Here is a 16,046-nt window from a genome sequence, read left to right as displayed (position 1 = left end):
ACCAGGGCGGTGACCGTCGGCCGGCGCCGTGGGCACCCCCATGGCGCGGGCGAGGCCGCAGCAGCCGTACGGCGCCCGTCCCCCATCCGGTCCGGTCCCGGCCGAGATCGCGTCGCCCACCGCCCACTTGGTGATGTACGGGGGATAAAGCGGCCGGAAGATGGGAAAGGGGTTGTACGGCGAACCGCGGGGAGTGGGAGGCCGTGCCCGGAATACCGGGCCCGACACGCTGGGGGAGGGCCGGGTATGGGCGGGCAGCCCCTGTATCTCGCACCGCGACTGGGGGAGGCGTTGCGCTCGCTCCTGGAGTCACCCGGGCTGGTGCACACCCTCACCGACGCGCTGGGGTCCCCGCTGAACGTGGTCGTTCCCGACCAACTCGCCGCGAACGTGGAGCGGTTCCGGTCGGTGTTCGGCAGGCATCACCTGTCCGGCCAGGTGTTCTTCGCCCACAAGGCCAACCGGTCCAGTGCCCTGCTGCGGCGGCTGGCCGCCACCGACGCCGGGGTGGACGTCGCCTCGCTCGGCGAGTTGCGGCACGCGCTCGGCGCCGGCCTCACCCCCGACCGGATCACGGCCACCGGACCGAAGAACCCCGAGTTCCTGTGGCTGGCCGCACGCACGTCGGTCACCGTCGGTGTCGACAGCGCGGACGAGGTGGAGCAACTCGCCGCCGTCATCCGAAAGTTCACACTTCCCCGGGTCCGCGTCCTGCTGCGGCTGTCCGGGTTCGAGACGTCCGGGGTGCGGGTGCTGAGCCGCCGGAGCCGCTTCGGCACGCCCGTCCGGGAGGTCGGGCCGCTGCTGGAGACCGTCGAGCGGAACGGCGACGTCGTCGACCTGGTGGGGGTGGCCTTCCACCTGGACACGACGAGCCTCACCGAGAAGGCGACGGCCCTGGCGGGCTGCCTGGCGGTGCTGGAGGAGTGCCGCAGGAGGGGTCTGCGGCCGTCGGCCGTCGACATCGGCGGCGGTTTCGGCGTCGACTACCTGGCCGACGGCGAGCAGTGGGAGCGGTACACGAGCGAGCTCACCGCCGCCGTCCTGGGCACCCGCCCGCCCCTGTCCTGGGGCGGACACGGCTACGGGCTGCGCAACGAGTCCGGAACCCTGCGCGGAACGCTCGGTCTCTATCCCGCTCACCGGCCGGTCTCCGGACCTCGCTACCTCGACGAACTCCTCGCGCACCCGGCCGCGTCCTTCGGCGGCCGCCCTCTGGCCGCACTGCTGCTGGAGCACCTGTACGACCTCCACGTCGAGCCGGGACGGGCCCTGCTCGACCAGTGCGGACTGACCCTGGCGAAGGTCCTGGAGGTGCGCGCTCGGGAGGACGGCGAGGAGCTCCTCGTCCGGCTCGCGGCGACGGCCGACGACGTGGCGCTGGAGGAGCACGGGGTGCTGATGGACCCCGTCGTCGTTTCCCGGGACGCGGCACGTTCCGAAACGGGGCCGGTCGCCGTCCACCTCTTCGGCAGCCTGTGCCTGGAGACCGACCTGATCACTCGCCGGACGGTCTTCCTGCCGCGCCGGCCCGCACCCGGCGACGTCCTGGCCTTCACCAACACCGCCGGATACTGCATGGACTTCCACGCCACCCGGGCCCAGCGGCAGCCGGTCGCGCGCAAGGTCGCCGCCTGGCAGGAGGGCGGCACGTGGCACTGGTGCCTGGACGACCAGTACTGGCCGACCACATCCATGGGGGGAGCGCAGTGAGGTACGACAGCATCACCGAAGCCATCGGCAACACCCCGCTCGTACGCATCGACCCGGCCGTGCACGGGCTCACGCACATCGACCTGTACGCCAAGCTGGAACTGCTCAACCCGTTCGGGTCGGTCAAGGACCGGGCTGCCTGGAACATGGCGCGCCCCCGGCTCGCCGACGCGGCCGCGGTCGGCAGTCAGGTCGTCGAGCTGTCCAGCGGCAACACCGCCAAGGCCCTCGCCGTCCTCGCGGGCATGCACGGGCTGACCTTCAAGAGCGTCACCAACCGGATGCGGGTTCCGGAGATCAAGGACCTGCTCCTGCTGCTCGGCGCGGAGATCGAGGAGCTGCCGGGCCAGAGCGAGTGCCTCGACCCGACCGCCACCGACGACCCGCTGACCCTCTTCCACCGCACCCTGTCCGAGCCGGGCAGCGCGTACCTGCACACCGACCAGTACTTCAACCCGCGCAACACCGAGGCCCACCTCACCGGCACCGGGCCGGAGATCGTCAAGGACCTGGACGGCCGCGCCCCCGACTGGTTCATCGCCTGCGTGGGCACCGCCGGATCCTCCACGGGCGTCGCCCGTGTGCTGCGCGAACACGACGCCGCCGTCCGGGTGGTGGGGCTGGTCGCGGCCAAGTCCGACTTCATCCCGGGCATCCGGACCATCGACGAGGCCCACGAGGTGGGCCTGTTCGATCCCGGCACCTACGACACCATCGACGCGGTCCGCTCCGACGAGGCGATCGAGGGGATGCTGACGCTCAACCGCCGGTGCGGCATCCTGGCCGGACCCACGGGCGGAGCCGCCTACTTCGGCGCCCTGCGCCGACTGGCGGCCGTCGACGCGGAGCTGACGGAGCGGCAGACGGCCGTCTTCATCGTCTGCGACCGGGTCGAGAGCTATCTGAGCTACGTACGGCAGCGGCGCCCCGACCTGTTCGGTCTTCCCCGCCGCCCGGACTCCCCTCTCGACGTGACCGACGCCGAGATCCGCACGGCTCCGGCCGTGGACGTTCCCGGCGCCCGGGAGTGGATCGCCACCGAAGGTCCCCTCGTCGTCGACCTGCGCAGCCCGTACGCGTTCGCCGCCCTGCACATCGACGGCTCGGTCAACATCGTCGACGAACTGTTCGAGGAACTCCTCCGCGGCGGTCTGCCCTTCAGCCGCAACCGACCGGTGCTGCTGGCCTGCCCGGTCGGCGAGAAGTCCGCCCGCTACGCCGCGTTGCTGACCCGGATGGGACACCCGGACGTCCGCAGTCTGGCGGGCGGCATCATCGCCTGGCGCGACGCGGGCGCGCCCCTGGTCCGGGACTGAGCGACATGACCACGTTCGCTCAGGGCCCCGCCGTCATCGCGGAGCTGGGGGAGTGGCAGCGCGCGCTGCGCACCCAGTTCCCGATCATCACCGGCCACCCTGACCTGGCCTACCTGGACAGCGCGGCCACCGCCCAGAAGCCGCAGGCCGTGCTCGACGCCGTCCGGACCTACCTCACCACGACCAACGCCAACGCCGGGCGTGGCACGTATCCGTGGGCCAACCGCACCACCGACCTGGTCGAACGGACCCGCGAGCAGGTCGCGCGGTTCCTGCGCGACCCGGCGCCGGAGCACTCCTCCGTGCACTTCACCAGCGGCACCACCGAGGGGCTGCGCACCATCGCCCGCGACTGGCTCCCGGGACTGCTCACCGACGGCGACGAGATCGTCGTACCGGTCGCCGACCACCGGGCCAACATCGAACCCTGGCTCGAGGTCCAGCGTGAGACGGCCCGCCGGGGCGTGCACGTCCGCGTCCTGCCGATGCCCTACCAGCGCGCGTCCGGCGACTACGACCACACCGCCCTCGCACGGCTCGCCGGGCCGCGCACCAGGTTCGTCGCCGTCACCCACGTCCACCACGTCTACGGCGGCGACATGAACGTCCACCGCATCCGGCAGGCGGTCGGCCCGGACGCGGTCATCTGCCTGGACGCCGCCCAGAGCATCGGCCATCTGCCGGTGTCCGTGGCCGATCTGGACGTGGACTTCGTCGTGTTCTCCGGGCACAAGGCCCTCGCCCTGCCCGGCACGGGCGCCGTCTGGGCCCGCCAGACGCGCGGCCCGGCGTTCACCCCCGGCGGCTGGTCGGGCACCCCCAACACCGTCGGCATCGCCTCCCTCGCCGCCGCGCTGGACTGGCTCGAGACCGCCGGCACGGACCGCGTCGCACGCTGGACGGTCGCGCTCACCGCCCGCCTCACCGAAGGGCTGCGCCACCTGGACGCCTACGAGATCCTCGGCTGCCAGGCCAGCCTGGCGGCCGACTCCCCGGTCCAGCGGCGCCAGGGCATCGTCACCTTCCGCCACCGCGGGATCGGCTCGGGCGACCTGGGGTTCATCCTCTTCAGCCACGGTTTCATGGTCCGCTCCGACCACCACTGCCAGGGCGGCGCGGGGGAGGAGAGCGAGTCCGTGCGAGTGAGCGTGCACGTCTACAACACCGCCGAGGAGATCGACCGGCTGTTGGCGGTCCTTGCCACCCTGGGGTGACGCGGCCCGAAAAACGAGAATGGGAACCGTTTCCATCGGTAGAGTCGCGTCGAGAAGGAACGCAGGCACGAAACGGCAAGGTGGCACGACCGGATGGGGCTGAGCCTGGCGACGGCCGAGACCTGGGTGGAGCGGTGGGAACTCCAGCAGCGGCGGTACGCCGTCGACCGTGAGGACCGCTTCACGGTGATCGCCGACATCGTCGAGCACATCACCGCGGGCCGCGCCGGCCGGCCCCTGCTCGTCGACCTCGGCTGCGGCCCCGGCTCGCTGGCGGCCCGGCTGGCCCGCCGACTGCCCGACGCGGACATCGTGGCCGTCGACCAGGACCCCCTGCTGCTCGAACTCGCCCGCACGCACCACGCCGACGCGGCCCGCTACGTCGACACGGTGATCGGCGAGGACGGCTGGACGCGGGCCCTGGCCCTCGACCGCCCCCTGGACGCGGCCGTGTCGACGACCGCCCTGCACTACCTGAGCGTGGACGCCCTGCACCGCACCTACCGCCACCTCGCGGGGCTGCTGCGCCCCGGCGGGGTCCTCGTCAACGGTGACCACCTCCCGCAGGACGACCCCGTACTGGCCGGCATCACCGGGTGCGTGGGCCGCCGCCGGGCCGAGCGGCAGCGAGCCCTCGCCCACGAGGACTGGGAGGCCTGGTGGGCGGCGGTCGCGGAGGACCCCGAACTGGCCGACCTCCTCGCCGAACGCCGGAGGCGGCAGCCGGTCGGCGGCACCGGCAGCGCAGCCCGCCTGTCCCTGTCCGCCCACCTGGACCTGCTGCGCCGGGCGGGGTTCGGGCGGGCGGGCGCCGTCTGGCAGTACGGCGACAGCTGCGTCGTCGTCGCGGTCCGCTGACCCACAGCCGAAGTGCCGGGGATCCTAAACCGGATCGGTGGCGGCGACCTTCTCGTCCGGCTGCTCGTCGCCATCGGGTGCTGTGTGTTCCTCGCGGTCGCCCTGAGGTCGGTCTACCGGTTGCACGGCCGCCGGTCGGCCCACCGCCCGCGGCAGTGGAGGCGCTGAACACCCCGACGGGGGACCGGCACCGCTCGCGAACAGTGGGAGAAGACGTCAGCCGAGCTTGCGGAAGAGTCCCTCCTGGACCACCGACACGACCAGCCGGCCCTCGCGGTCGTAGATGCGGCCGCGGGCCAGGCCACGACCGCCGACCGCGATCGGTGACTCCTGGTCGTACAGCAGCCACTCGTCCGCGCGGAACGGCCGGTGGAACCACATGGCGTGGTCCAGCGACGCCATGTCGAAGTTCCGCGGACCCCACAGAGGCTCGACCGGGAGACGGACGGCGTCGAGAAGCGTCATGTCACTGGCGTACGTCAGCGCGCAGGTGTGCACCAGCGGATCGTCACCGAGCGGACCGACCGCGCGCATCCACACCGCGCTGCGCGGCTCGGCGTCCCTGATCTCCTCGTCGCTCCAGCGCAGCCCGTCCGCGTACCGGATGTCGAAGGGCTGCCGGCGTGCCATCCGCTCCAACTGCTCCGGCAGCCCGCCCAGATGCTTACGGACCTCCTCCACGACCGTCGGCAGGGACTCCGGGTCCGGCACCTCACGGGCCGGCGGCAGCTGGTGCTCGAAGGGCCCCTCCTCCGGCTTGTGGAACGAGGCGGTGAGATTGAAGATCGTGCGGCCCTGCTGCACCGCGGTGACCCGGCGCGTCGTGAACGACCGCCCGTCCCGCACCCGTTCGACCTGGTACACGATCGGCACGCCCGGCCGGCCCGGGCGCAGGAAGTACGCGTGCAGCGAGTGCACGGGCCGGTCGCCCTCGGTGGTCCGGCCGGCCGCGACCAGCGCCTGGCCCGCCACCTGCCCGCCAAAGACCCGCTGCAGGGACTCCTGCGGGCTGCGGCCGCGGAAGATGTTGACCTCGATCTGCTCCAGATCGAGCAGGTCGACGAGCCTGTCGGCGGGATTCGTCATCGGTGCGCTTCTCCTGTGCCTGCTTCCGTGATCACAACTGGCCCACGTCGGTGACGCGGACGATCGCGCGGCCCTCCGCGTCCGAGGCCGTGAGGTCGACCTCCGCGCTGATGCCCCAGTCATGATCGCCGTTGGGGTCGTCGAAGATCTGCCGGACCCGCCACAGACGGTTCTCCGGCTCCTCCTGGATGACGAGCAGCTTGGGACCACGGGCGTTCGGACCGGTGCCGAGGTCGTCGTACTCGTCCCAGTACTTGTCCATCGCCTCGCCCCACGCGTCCGCGTCCCAGCCGGAGTCGGCGTCCAGCTCCCCGAGTTCGTCGACCTGGTCCAGGGCGGCGAGCTCCACGCGACGGAACATCGCGTTGCGGACGAGGACGCGGAAGGCGCGCGCGTTGGTGGTGACCGGCTTGACCTCGTCGGCCTTCTCCTGGGCCTCCTCGGCGGTCATCTCCTCCGGGTTGGCGAGCTGCTCCCACTCGTCCAGCAGGCTGGAGTCGACCTGGCGCACCATCTCGCCCAGCCACTCGATCAAGTCCTGCAGATCCTCGGACTTGAGGTCGTCCGGGACGGTGTGGTCGAGGGCCTTGTAGGCGCTGGCCAGGTAGCGCAGCACGATGCCCTCGGTGCGGGCCAGCTCGTAGTGGGACACCAGCTCGGTGAAGGACATGGCCCGCTCGTACATGTCGCGGATCACCGACTTCGGCGACAGCGGGTGGTCGCCGACCCACGGGTGGCTCTTGCGGTACGTGTCGTACGCGTGGAAGAGCAGCTCCTCCAGCGGCTTCGGGTAGCTGATGTCCTGGAGGCGCTCCATGCGCTCCTCGTACTCGACGCCGTCCGCCTTCATCGCGGCGACCGCCTCGCCGCGCGCCTTGTTCTGCTGGGCGGCGAGGATCTGACGCGGATCGTCGAGCGTGGACTCCACGACGGAGACCATGTCGAGCGCGTAGGACGGCGACTCCGGGTCGAGCAGTTCGAAGGCGGCCAGCGCGAAGGTGGACAGCGGCTGGTTCAGCGCGAAGTCCTGCTGCAGGTCCACGGTGAGGCGGACGATGCGGCCCGTGGCGTCCGGCTCGTCGAGCTTCTCCACGATCCCGCCGTCCAGCAGGGAGCGGTAGATCGCGATCGCGCGCCGGATGTGCCGCAGCTGCTGCTTGCGCGGTTCGTGGTTGTCCTCCAGCAGGTGCCGCATCCCGGCGAAGGCGTTGCCGGGGCGGGCGATCACGGACAGCAGCATCGTGTGCGTGACGCGGAAGCGGGACGTCAGCGGCTCCGGCTCGGAGTCGATGAGCTTCTCGAAGGTGTTCTCCGTCCAGCCGACGAACCCCTCCGGCGCCTTCTTGCGCACCACCTTGCGGCGCTTCTTCGGGTCGTCGCCGGCCTTGGCGAGCGCCTTCTCGTTCTCGATGACGTGCTCGGGCGCCTGCGCGACCACCAGCCCCGCCGTGTCGAAGCCGGCGCGGCCGGCCCGGCCCGCGATCTGGTGGAACTCCCGCGCCCGCAGCGTACGCACGCGGTTGCCGTCGTACTTGGTCAGCGCCGTGAACAGCACCGTCCGGATGGGCACATTGACGCCGACGCCGAGCGTGTCCGTCCCGCAGATCACCTTCAGCAGACCGGCCTGGGCGAGCTTCTCCACCAGGCGCCGGTACTTGGGCAGCATGCCGGCGTGGTGCACGCCGATGCCGTGCCGCACGTAACGGGAGAGGTTGCGGCCGAACTTCGTGGTGAAGCGGAAGTTGCCGATCAGCTCCGCGATCTGCTCCTTCTCCTCACGCGAGCACATGTTGATGCTCATCAGCGCCTGCGCCCGCTCCACCGCCTGCGCCTGCGTGAAGTGCACGATGTAGACGGGAGCCTGCTTCGTCTCCAGCAGGTCGGTGAGGGTCTCCGTGAGCGGGGTGTACCGGTACTCGTAGGACAGCGGCACCGGCCGGGTCGCCGAGCGGACCACCGCGGTGGGCCGGCCGGTACGGCGGGTCAGGTCCTTCTCGAAGAAGGAGACGTCGCCGAGCGTCGCCGACATGAGGACGAACTGCGCCTGCGGCAGCTCCAGGATGGGGATCTGCCAGGCCCAGCCGCGGTCGCCCTCCGCGTAGAAGTGGAACTCGTCCATCACGACCTGGCCGACGTCCGCGTGCCTGCCGTCGCGCAACGCGATCGAGGCGAGCACCTCGGCGGTGCAGCAGATGACCGGGGCGTCGGCGTTGACGGAGGCGTCGCCGGTCAGCATGCCGACGTTCTCCGTGCCGAAGAGCTTGCACAGCTCGAAGAACTTCTCCGACACCAGCGCCTTGATGGGCGCCGTGTAGAAGGTGACCTCGTCCCGGGCGAGGGCCGCGAAGTGCGCACCCGCCGCGATCATGCTCTTGCCCGAACCGGTGGGCGTCGAGACGATCACGTTCGCTCCGGAGACCGCCTCGATCAGCGCCTCCTCCTGGTGGGGGTAGAGCGTGAGACCGCGCTCCTGGGCCCAGGACTCGAAGGCGTCGTACAGGGCGTCGGGATCTGCGGTCGGCGGCAACTGATCGATGAGGGTCACGCCCCCATCTTGCCTGCCCCGAGGCCCTGGGGGGGAATCGGATGCCCGTCCGAAGATCACGGGAGCTACGCTGTGTCGCCGACGGCGCGTCATCGCACCCGGTCAACTGGACAGCGGCACACGAGGAACAGGGCGGGCAACGGCCATGATGGGACCAGCACACTCACTGTCGGGCGCCGCCGCCTGGCTCGGCGTGGGCGCGGCGGCCGCCGCGGCCGGTCACACCATGCCCTGGCCCGTGCTGTTGTCCGGTGCGCTGATCTGCGCCGGTGCCGCACTCGCTCCGGACCTCGACCACAAGGCCGCGACGATCTCCCGGGCCTTCGGTCCCGTCTCGCGCTGGCTGTGCGAGATCGTGGACAAGCTCTCCTACGCCGTCTACAAGGCCACGAAGAAACAGGGCGACCCGCGTCGCTCCGGTGGACACCGCACCCTGACGCACACCTGGCTGTGGGCGGTCATGATCGGCGCGGGCACCTCGGTGCTGGCGATCTCCGGTGGCCGCTGGGCGGTGCTGGCGATCCTCTTCGTGCACATGGTGCTGGCGATCGAGGGCCTGCTGTGGCGGGCGACGCGTGGTTCCAGCAGCGACGTGCTGGTGTGGCTGCTGGCGGCGACCAGCGCGTGGATCCTGGCCGGGATCCTGGACAAGCCCGGCAACGGCGCGGACTGGCTGTTCACGGACCCCGGCCAGGAGTACCTGTGGCTGGGGCTGCCGATCCTGCTGGGCGCCCTGGTGCACGACATCGGTGACGCGCTGACCGTCTCGGGCTGCCCGGTCCTGTGGCCCATCCCCATCGGGCGCAAGCGGTGGTACCCGGTGGGTCCGCCCAAGGCGATGCGGTTCCGGGCGGGCAGCTGGGTCGAGCTGAAGGTGCTGATGCCGGTGTTCATGGTGCTCGGGGGAGTGGGCGGCGCTGCCGCGCTGAACGTCATCTGAGCCTCGGCGGCGGGGCGGCTCAGGGTGTCGTGCCCTCGCCGTAGCGGCGCTCGAAGCGGGCGATGCGGCCCTCCGTGTCCACCGTGCGGGCCTTGCCGGTGTAGAAGGGGTGGCTTTCGGAGGAGATCTCCACGTCCACGACCGGGTAGGTCTCGCCGTCGTCCCACTCGATCGTCTGCGCGCTGGTCGCGGTGGACCGGGTCAGGAAGGCGTAACCGGCGGCGCGGTCACGGAAGACGACCGGGTGGTAGTCGGGCTGCTTGTCCTGCTGCATCGGGGCTCCTCGTGCGGTGGGGCGAGAGCGACGGGCCGGGGACGGTCGCGTCAGCCGGGCAGCGCGTCCTCGTCGACGATGTGCATCGCGGCCTCCTCGGCGGAGGCGGCCGCGCCGTCGATGCCGACGTCCGTGGCGACCAGGGCGCTCTCCTCGTCCTCGTGGGCTCCCTCGTCCGGCGCGACGAGCCGGCCGGAGCGGGTGGCGCCGACCTCGTTGTCCAGGAGTTCCCCGTCGGTGCCGTCGGTATCACCGAGACCGTCTCCGTCGGGTGCGACGAGGTCGGGCAGTTCCTCCGCCAGCCGCTGGTCCAGGGTCTCGCCCTGCCGCCGTTCCGCGGCCGTCACGCCGGTGTGCTCCACGGCCCAGGGGCGGTCCGGGGGCGACCAGCCCCGGTCCAGGGGGTCGTCGACACCGTCGTTCTCGAGTGTGTCCTCCGCGTCGAGCAGTCCCGCGTCGTCCTGGATCTCGGATGCGTCGGGCTGATAGACGTCGTCCCCCCATCCTTCTGCGCTGTTCACGGGTACCTCCAGGGGTGACGGGCCCGTCCTCACCGCGGCCGGCGGTGGGACACCGCCGCACGGGGCACCGGCCGAGCGCGGCCACGTTCCGGACGGATCAGCCCGGCTCCCGTCCGCGCGGGTGCCGCTCTCCAGCGTTCCACCCCGCTTCGGTGACGCGCAACGGCAGCGGGGGCGGGGTGCCGGGAGCGGGGCACCGGCGCGGGCCGTGACGCCTGGCTCCGGGACCTTCCGGGGCGGGGCCGGCGCCCCTCGGGCCGCCCCTCGGCGCTGCCCGCCCCGGGGGCCGGGGCGACGCCCGCCGGCCCTCGGCCCGACGCCTACCTCGGCCTCGGCTCCGGGCCCGGCGCCGGGCCCAGCACCGGCTCCGACTTTGGCTCCGGGCCCGGCTCCGACTTTGGCTCCGGGCCCGGCCTCGGCTCCGGCTTCGGCCCCGGCCTCAGCGCCGAACGCATCTCTGTCCCCCGACCCGCGCGCCGATCCCGGCGCCGACACGGGCTCTGTCGCCGAGGCCCCGACCTCAGTCGGCACGGACCCCCGGGCACGGGCCCCGCCCCGAGGCCGCCACGCACCGCGGCGCGCCCCCTCACCGCCCGACCCCGTGGATCTGATCCGCCCCTCACCCGTGCCAGGACCGCCACAGTGCCGCGTACGCTCCGTCCGCCTCGACGAGCTGTGTGTGGCTTCCGAGCTCGCTGATGCGGCCGTTCTCGACGACGGCGATGACGTCGGCGTCGTGGGCGGTGTGGAGGCGGTGGGCGATGGCGATGACGGTGCGGCCGTCCAGGACGCGGGCCAGGGACCGCTCCAGGTGACGGGCGGCGCGCGGGTCGAGCAGCGAGGTCGCCTCGTCGAGGACGAGCGTGTGCGGGTCGGCCAGGACCAGCCGGGCCAGCGCAATCTGCTGGGCCTGGGCCGGGGTCAGCGCCAGGCCGCCGGACCCGACCTCGGTGTCGAGGCCGTCGTCCAGAGCCCGGGCCCAGCCGTCCGCGTCGACCGCGGCCAGCGCGGCCCACAGCTCGGCGTCCTCCGTGTCCTCGGCGGCCGCCGGGGTGCCCTCGTCGGCCCGGAGCCGGGAGTGGGGCAGGGCGAGCCGCAGGTTGTCGCGCAGCGAGCCGACGAAGACGTGGTGCTCCTGGTTGACGAGCGCCACGTGTGAGCGGACCCGCTCGGCGGTCATACGGGACAGTTCCGCCCCGCCGAGGGAGACCCGGCCGTCCCGCGGTGCGTAGATGCCGGCGAGGAGCCGGCCCAGCGTGGACTTGCCCGCGCCCGAGGGGCCGACCAGGGCCAGCCGGGTACCGGGGGCGACCTCCAGGGACACCTCGCGCAGTACGTCGACGCCCTCGCGGTAGCCGAAGTGGACCCGGTCGGCGAGCACGTCACGCCCGTCCGGTTCCAGCGCGGCGTCCCCCGCGTCCGGCTCGATGTCGCGCACCCCGACGAGGCGGGCCAGCGACACCTGCGCCACCTGCAGCTCGTCGTACCAGCGCAGGATCAGGTTCACCGGGTCGACGAGCATCTGGGCCAGGAGCGCGCCCGTCGTGAGCTGGCCGACGCCGATCCAGCCCCGCAGGACGAACACCCCGCCGAGCATGACGACCGATCCGAGGACGGTGACGTGCACGATGTTGATGACCGGGAAGAGCACCGACCGCAGCCACATGGTGTACCGCTCCCAGGCGGTCCACTGCTTGATCCGCAGGTCCGACAGCTCGACACGGGCATCGCCGAGGCGGTGGGCCTCCACGGTGCGCCCGGCGTCCACGGTCTCGGCGAGGGCGGCGGCCACGGCGGCGTACCCGGCGGCCTCCGAGCGGTAGGCGGACGGCGCCCGCTTGAAGTACCAGCGGCAGCCGGCCACCAGCAGCGGCACCGCGACCAGCACGGCCGGCGCCAGGGGAGGCGCCGTGACGACGAGCCCGCCCAGCAGCAGCGCCGCCCACATCACTCCGATCGTCAGCTGCGGGACGGCCTCGCGCATGGCGTTGGCCAGCCGGTCGATGTCCGTGGTGATGCGGGACAGCAGGTCGCCGGTCCCGGCTCGTTCCAGCACGCCCGGCGGCAGCCGGACCGACCGGATGAGGAAGTCCTCGCGCAGGTCCGCCAGCATCCGCTCGCCGAGCATCGCGCCGCGCAACCGCACCTGCCGCACGAAGGCGGCCTGGACGAGCAGGGCGATCAGGAACAGTGCGGCGGTGCGCTCCAGAGGAAGTTCGCGCGCCCCGTCGGACAGCCGTTCCACGAGGTCGCCCAGGAGCCACGGCCCCACCATCGAGGCGACGGTGGCGACCGTGTTGACGGCGAGGAGGATGAGGAAGGCGCGCCGGTGCCGGCGCAACAGTTCCGCCACGTAGGCGCGTACGGTCGCGGGGGCGCCGACCGGCAGCGTGCTGGCCGTGGTCGGTGCCGCCGGGTCGTACGCCGGTGGCGCCACGCCGATCATGCGGTCTCCTCGATCTCTCGCAGCTCGTTCTTCTCGAAACCCTTGAACACACCGCTCAGCGCGGCCTCTTCGTCGGTCTCCCGGGTCACCACGGCGCGGTACCGCGACTCGGTGTGCAGCAGGTCGCGGTGCGCGCCGACCGCCGCGGCCCGCCCCTCGTCCACGAGGACGACCTGGTCCGCCCGGTCCAGGAGCAGCGGGGACGAGGTGAACACCACCGTCGTGCGCCCCGTCCGCAGTTCCCGCAGGCCCTCGGCGATCCGTGCCTCGGTGTGGGAGTCGACGGCGGAGGTGGGTTCGTCCAGGACGAGTACCTCCGGATCGGTGCGGAGGGACCGGGCCAGGGCCAGCCGCTGGCGCTGGCCGCCGGACAGGGAGCGTCCGCGTTCGGTGATGCGCGCGTCCATCGGGTCGTCGGCGTCGAGGGAGCCCTGGACGAGCGCCTCGAGTACGTCCCCGCACTGGGCGGCGGCCAGTGCCGCCGCCGCGTCGACGTCGCCCGAGGCCGGAACGTCGAGCAGGTCGCGCAGCGAGCCGGAGAGCAGGACCGGGTCCTTGTCCTGGACCAGGACGGCGGTGCGCGCGCAGTCCAGCGGCAGTTCGTCCAGCGGAATGCCGCCGAGCAGCACCGACGGGCCACTCTCCGAGGGGTGTCCGCCCAGGCGTTCCGCCAGCCGCCCGGCCGCGTCGGGGTCGCCGCACACCACGGCGGTGAGGCGGCCGGCCGGGGCGAGCAGTCCCGTGGCGGGGTCGTACAGGTCACCGGAGGGAAGGTCCGCCGCGCGCGATCCGCCGACGTCCGTGACGCGTTCCAGGGACAGCACGTGGGCGGCCCGCTTGGCCGACGGGCGGGAGAACGAGTAGGCCATCGCGATCTCCTCGAAGTGCCTGAGGGGATACATCAGGACCATGACGGAGCTGTAGCAGGTGACGAGTTCGCCGACGGAGATCCGGCCCTCGCGGGCCAGGTGGACGCCGTAGAACACGACCGCGATCAGCAGCAGGCCCGGCATGAGGACCTGGACGGCGGTGATCAGGGACCACATGCGGGCGCTGCGCACGGCCGCGTGGCGGACCTCCTGGGAGGCGTGTCGGTAGCGGTCGAGGAACAGTTCCTCGCCGCCGATGCCGCGCAGGACCCGCAGGCCGGCCACGGTGTCCGAGGCCAGTTCGGTGGCGCGTCCGGCCTTCTCACGCTGGTGGTCGGCCCGGCGGGTCGCTCGGGGCAGCAGGGGCAGCACCGCGACCGCGACGACGGGCAGGGCCACGGCGACCACCACGCCGAGGGCCGGCTGGTAGACCACGAGACCGACGCAGACCAGCACGACCGTGAGGGCCGCGGCGGTGAACCGCGAGACGGCCTCCACGAACCAGCCGATCTTCTCGACGTCCCCCGTGGAGACGGCCACGACCTCACCGGCCGCGACCCGCCGGCTCAGCGCGGAGCCCAGCCGCGCGGCCTTGCGCGCGAGGAGCTGCTGGAGACGGGCGGCCGCGGTGATCCAGTTGGTGATGGCGGCGCGGTGCAGGAAGGTGTCCCCGAGGGCGGTGGCCGCACCGAACAGGGCCATGAGCCCGCCGGCGAGCGCCAGCCGTGTGCCGGAGCGGTCGACGACGGCCTCGACGGCGAACCCGACGCAGAACGGCTGCGCCGAGACGGCCACGAAGTGCAGCAGTCCCCAGGCCAGTGACCGGAGTTGGCCGCCGAGCTGGTTGCGGCCGAGCCACCACAGCAGGCGGGGCCCCGAGCGTGCGTCCGGGACACCCGGACCGGGGTACGGAAGGTCTTGGATCTGCATGACGTCCCAGTGGCTCGTGTCAGGGGGGTGACAGGGGGCGGGGGAAGAGGCGGACGGGGGGAGAGCGGACGGAGGGAGTCCGCCGGGAGTGGCGGCAACAAACCGTGAAAGGTTCGCTTCACCGGGTGGTCAGAATCAACCGATTTTCCACGGCGGCGCAGGGATCCGGCTGCCGCCCGCCTCATCGCGGGCGCCGCCCAACTCCCCCTAGAACGATCGGCCGTACCCGTCGGACTTTCCTGGCCATCTCACGGGAGCGGACCTCCTGGCGAGCACCGCCCTCGGGGGTGGTGGCGCACGGGCACCGCGCAGGGGAGACCGGTGGAGCAAGGAGGTGCTGCCCTCGACGGCAAGGTCAGGCGAAGCGCGTCTCCGTGACGGCGAAGTCAGGCGGACCGGGTCTTGCTGACGGCAAGGTCAGGGGAAGCGCGTCTTCGTGACGGCAAGGTGGCGGACTGCGTCTCCGGACGGCAAGGCCAGGTGGGCTGCGTCTCGGTGACGGTCACTCCGCGCGACCGGCGCCACGCGGTCGGCGCGACGAGCGAGCGCTGTCGGCTGTACGGCTCTCCGGCTGCCACGGCCGGTCGGTGACGACCGTTCGGAGGGCGATCAACGAGGCCCGCGACGGGTGCGCGCGGCCGGCTTCCCGGAAGGCCGCTGAGCGGGGCTCTCCTCAAGGGGAGCGGCGGCTCGCGGCGGTGTGACGCGGGGCAGGGCTGACGGCGGGCCCAAGGAATCGGACACACGGGTGGCGGCCCCCCCCTCCGGCAGGACGGAAGGGGGCCGCCACCGGTCTCCGTCGAGACGCCGCAGGCCGCTCAGCAGCGCTGAGCCGCGGTCCCGTCGATCAGCGTGTCCAGCAACTCCCCGAGCACCGCCCGCTCCACGTCGGTCAGCGGAGCCAGGATCTCGTGCGCGGCCGCCTGGCGCGCCCGGCGCAGCTCGCGGAGCGTCTCGCGGCCCGCGTCCGTCAGCTCGATCCGGATCACCCGGCGGTTCGTCGGATCCGGGACCCGGCGCACCTTGCCGTTCGCCTCCAGTCCGTCGACCAGCGTGGTCACCGCGCGGGGTACGACCTCCAGGCGCTCGGCGACGTCCGCCATCCGAGGTGGCGCGCCGAAGTGGGCGAGAGTGCGCAGCAGGCGGGACTGGGCCGGGGTGACGCCCAGCTCGGACAGCTCCAGATGGCGCTTCTGGATGCGGTGCACCCGACGGGTGAACCGCAGCAGCTGCTCGGCGAGCGCGCCGTCGGGATCGGGGGTGGTCATGCGGGAACAATATCAGGACGTCGTTCATTGTGAGTATAGGTAACAATGAGCTACGCTCCCTCAGTC

At 72.4% G+C, this 16,046-nt stretch carries 12 protein-coding genes; 5 read left to right on the top strand and 7 right to left on the bottom strand.

Annotated features, from left to right (window positions below; translation table 11 throughout):
* The first annotated feature begins 246 nt into the window (after positions 1-246).
* From ACIBBD_RS04700 to ACIBBD_RS04685, 4 genes are all read left to right on the top strand, one after another.
* Positions 247-1,713, top strand: coding sequence for a Y4yA family PLP-dependent enzyme (locus ACIBBD_RS04700; protein WP_399417830.1), 1,467 nt, complete (start codon positions 247-249; stop codon positions 1,711-1,713).
* Entirely contained in the window at positions 1,710-3,029 is a 1,320-nt protein-coding gene (locus tag ACIBBD_RS04695; protein ID WP_399417829.1) for a pyridoxal-phosphate dependent enzyme, read from the top strand. Before ACIBBD_RS04700 ends, ACIBBD_RS04695 begins: the two co-directional genes overlap by 4 nt.
* A gap of 5 nt (positions 3,030-3,034) precedes the next feature.
* Positions 3,035-4,243, top strand: a complete 1,209-nt coding sequence (locus ACIBBD_RS04690) for an aminotransferase class V-fold PLP-dependent enzyme (protein ID WP_399417827.1) — start codon at positions 3,035-3,037, stop codon at positions 4,241-4,243.
* 93 nt (positions 4,244-4,336) lie between these two features.
* Complete coding sequence (locus tag ACIBBD_RS04685) at positions 4,337-5,101, top strand: class I SAM-dependent methyltransferase (protein ID WP_399417826.1); 765 nt, start codon at positions 4,337-4,339, stop codon at positions 5,099-5,101.
* A 216-nt stretch (positions 5,102-5,317) separates the two neighbouring features.
* Here ACIBBD_RS04685 and ACIBBD_RS04680 read toward each other — a convergent pair whose 3' ends face one another.
* Together ACIBBD_RS04680 and ACIBBD_RS04675 are read right to left on the bottom strand one after the other, a co-directional pair.
* Positions 5,318-6,187, bottom strand: coding sequence for an acyl-CoA thioesterase (locus ACIBBD_RS04680; protein WP_399417825.1), 870 nt, complete (start codon positions 6,185-6,187; stop codon positions 5,318-5,320).
* Positions 6,188-6,218: 31 nt separating this feature from the next.
* Complete coding sequence (locus ACIBBD_RS04675) at positions 6,219-8,732, bottom strand: DEAD/DEAH box helicase (protein ID WP_399417824.1); 2,514 nt, start codon at positions 8,730-8,732, stop codon at positions 6,219-6,221.
* Between the two features lie 145 nt (positions 8,733-8,877).
* Between ACIBBD_RS04675 and ACIBBD_RS04670 the strand changes: the two genes are divergently transcribed.
* Entirely contained in the window at positions 8,878-9,672 is a 795-nt protein-coding gene (locus ACIBBD_RS04670; RefSeq protein ID WP_399417823.1) for a metal-dependent hydrolase, read from the top strand.
* Positions 9,673-9,691: 19 nt separating this feature from the next.
* Here ACIBBD_RS04670 and ACIBBD_RS04665 read toward each other — a convergent pair whose 3' ends face one another.
* From ACIBBD_RS04665 to ACIBBD_RS04645, 5 genes are all read right to left on the bottom strand, one after another.
* Positions 9,692-9,946, bottom strand: a complete 255-nt coding sequence (locus tag ACIBBD_RS04665) for a type B 50S ribosomal protein L31 (protein WP_399417821.1) — start codon at positions 9,944-9,946, stop codon at positions 9,692-9,694.
* Positions 9,947-9,996: 50 nt separating this feature from the next.
* Complete coding sequence (locus tag ACIBBD_RS04660; RefSeq protein ID WP_399417820.1) at positions 9,997-10,467, bottom strand: DUF5709 domain-containing protein; 471 nt, start codon at positions 10,465-10,467, stop codon at positions 9,997-9,999.
* A 619-nt stretch (positions 10,468-11,086) separates the two neighbouring features.
* Positions 11,087-12,913 carry an ABC transporter ATP-binding protein gene (locus tag ACIBBD_RS04655; RefSeq protein WP_399417819.1) on the bottom strand — a complete coding sequence of 609 codons (1,827 nt, stop codon included), beginning with the start codon at positions 12,911-12,913 and terminating at the stop codon, positions 11,087-11,089.
* Positions 12,910-14,712: an ABC transporter transmembrane domain-containing protein gene (locus tag ACIBBD_RS04650; RefSeq protein ID WP_399417818.1), complete on the bottom strand. Its 1,803-nt coding sequence runs from the start codon at positions 14,710-14,712 to the stop codon at positions 12,910-12,912. The genes ACIBBD_RS04655 and ACIBBD_RS04650 overlap by 4 nt, the downstream gene beginning before the upstream one ends.
* Before the next feature lie 818 nt (positions 14,713-15,530).
* Positions 15,531-15,980 carry a MarR family winged helix-turn-helix transcriptional regulator gene (locus ACIBBD_RS04645; protein WP_399417817.1) on the bottom strand — a complete coding sequence of 150 codons (450 nt, stop codon included), beginning with the start codon at positions 15,978-15,980 and terminating at the stop codon, positions 15,531-15,533.
* Between the last annotated feature and the right edge of the window lie 66 nt (positions 15,981-16,046).

Origin of the sequence: Streptomyces sp. NPDC051315 (genome assembly GCF_044455165.1) — a bacterium.
In the GTDB taxonomy this organism is placed as follows: Bacteria; Actinomycetota; Actinomycetes; order Streptomycetales; family Streptomycetaceae; genus Streptomyces.
This window is presented reverse-complemented; position numbering and strand designations above follow the sequence as displayed.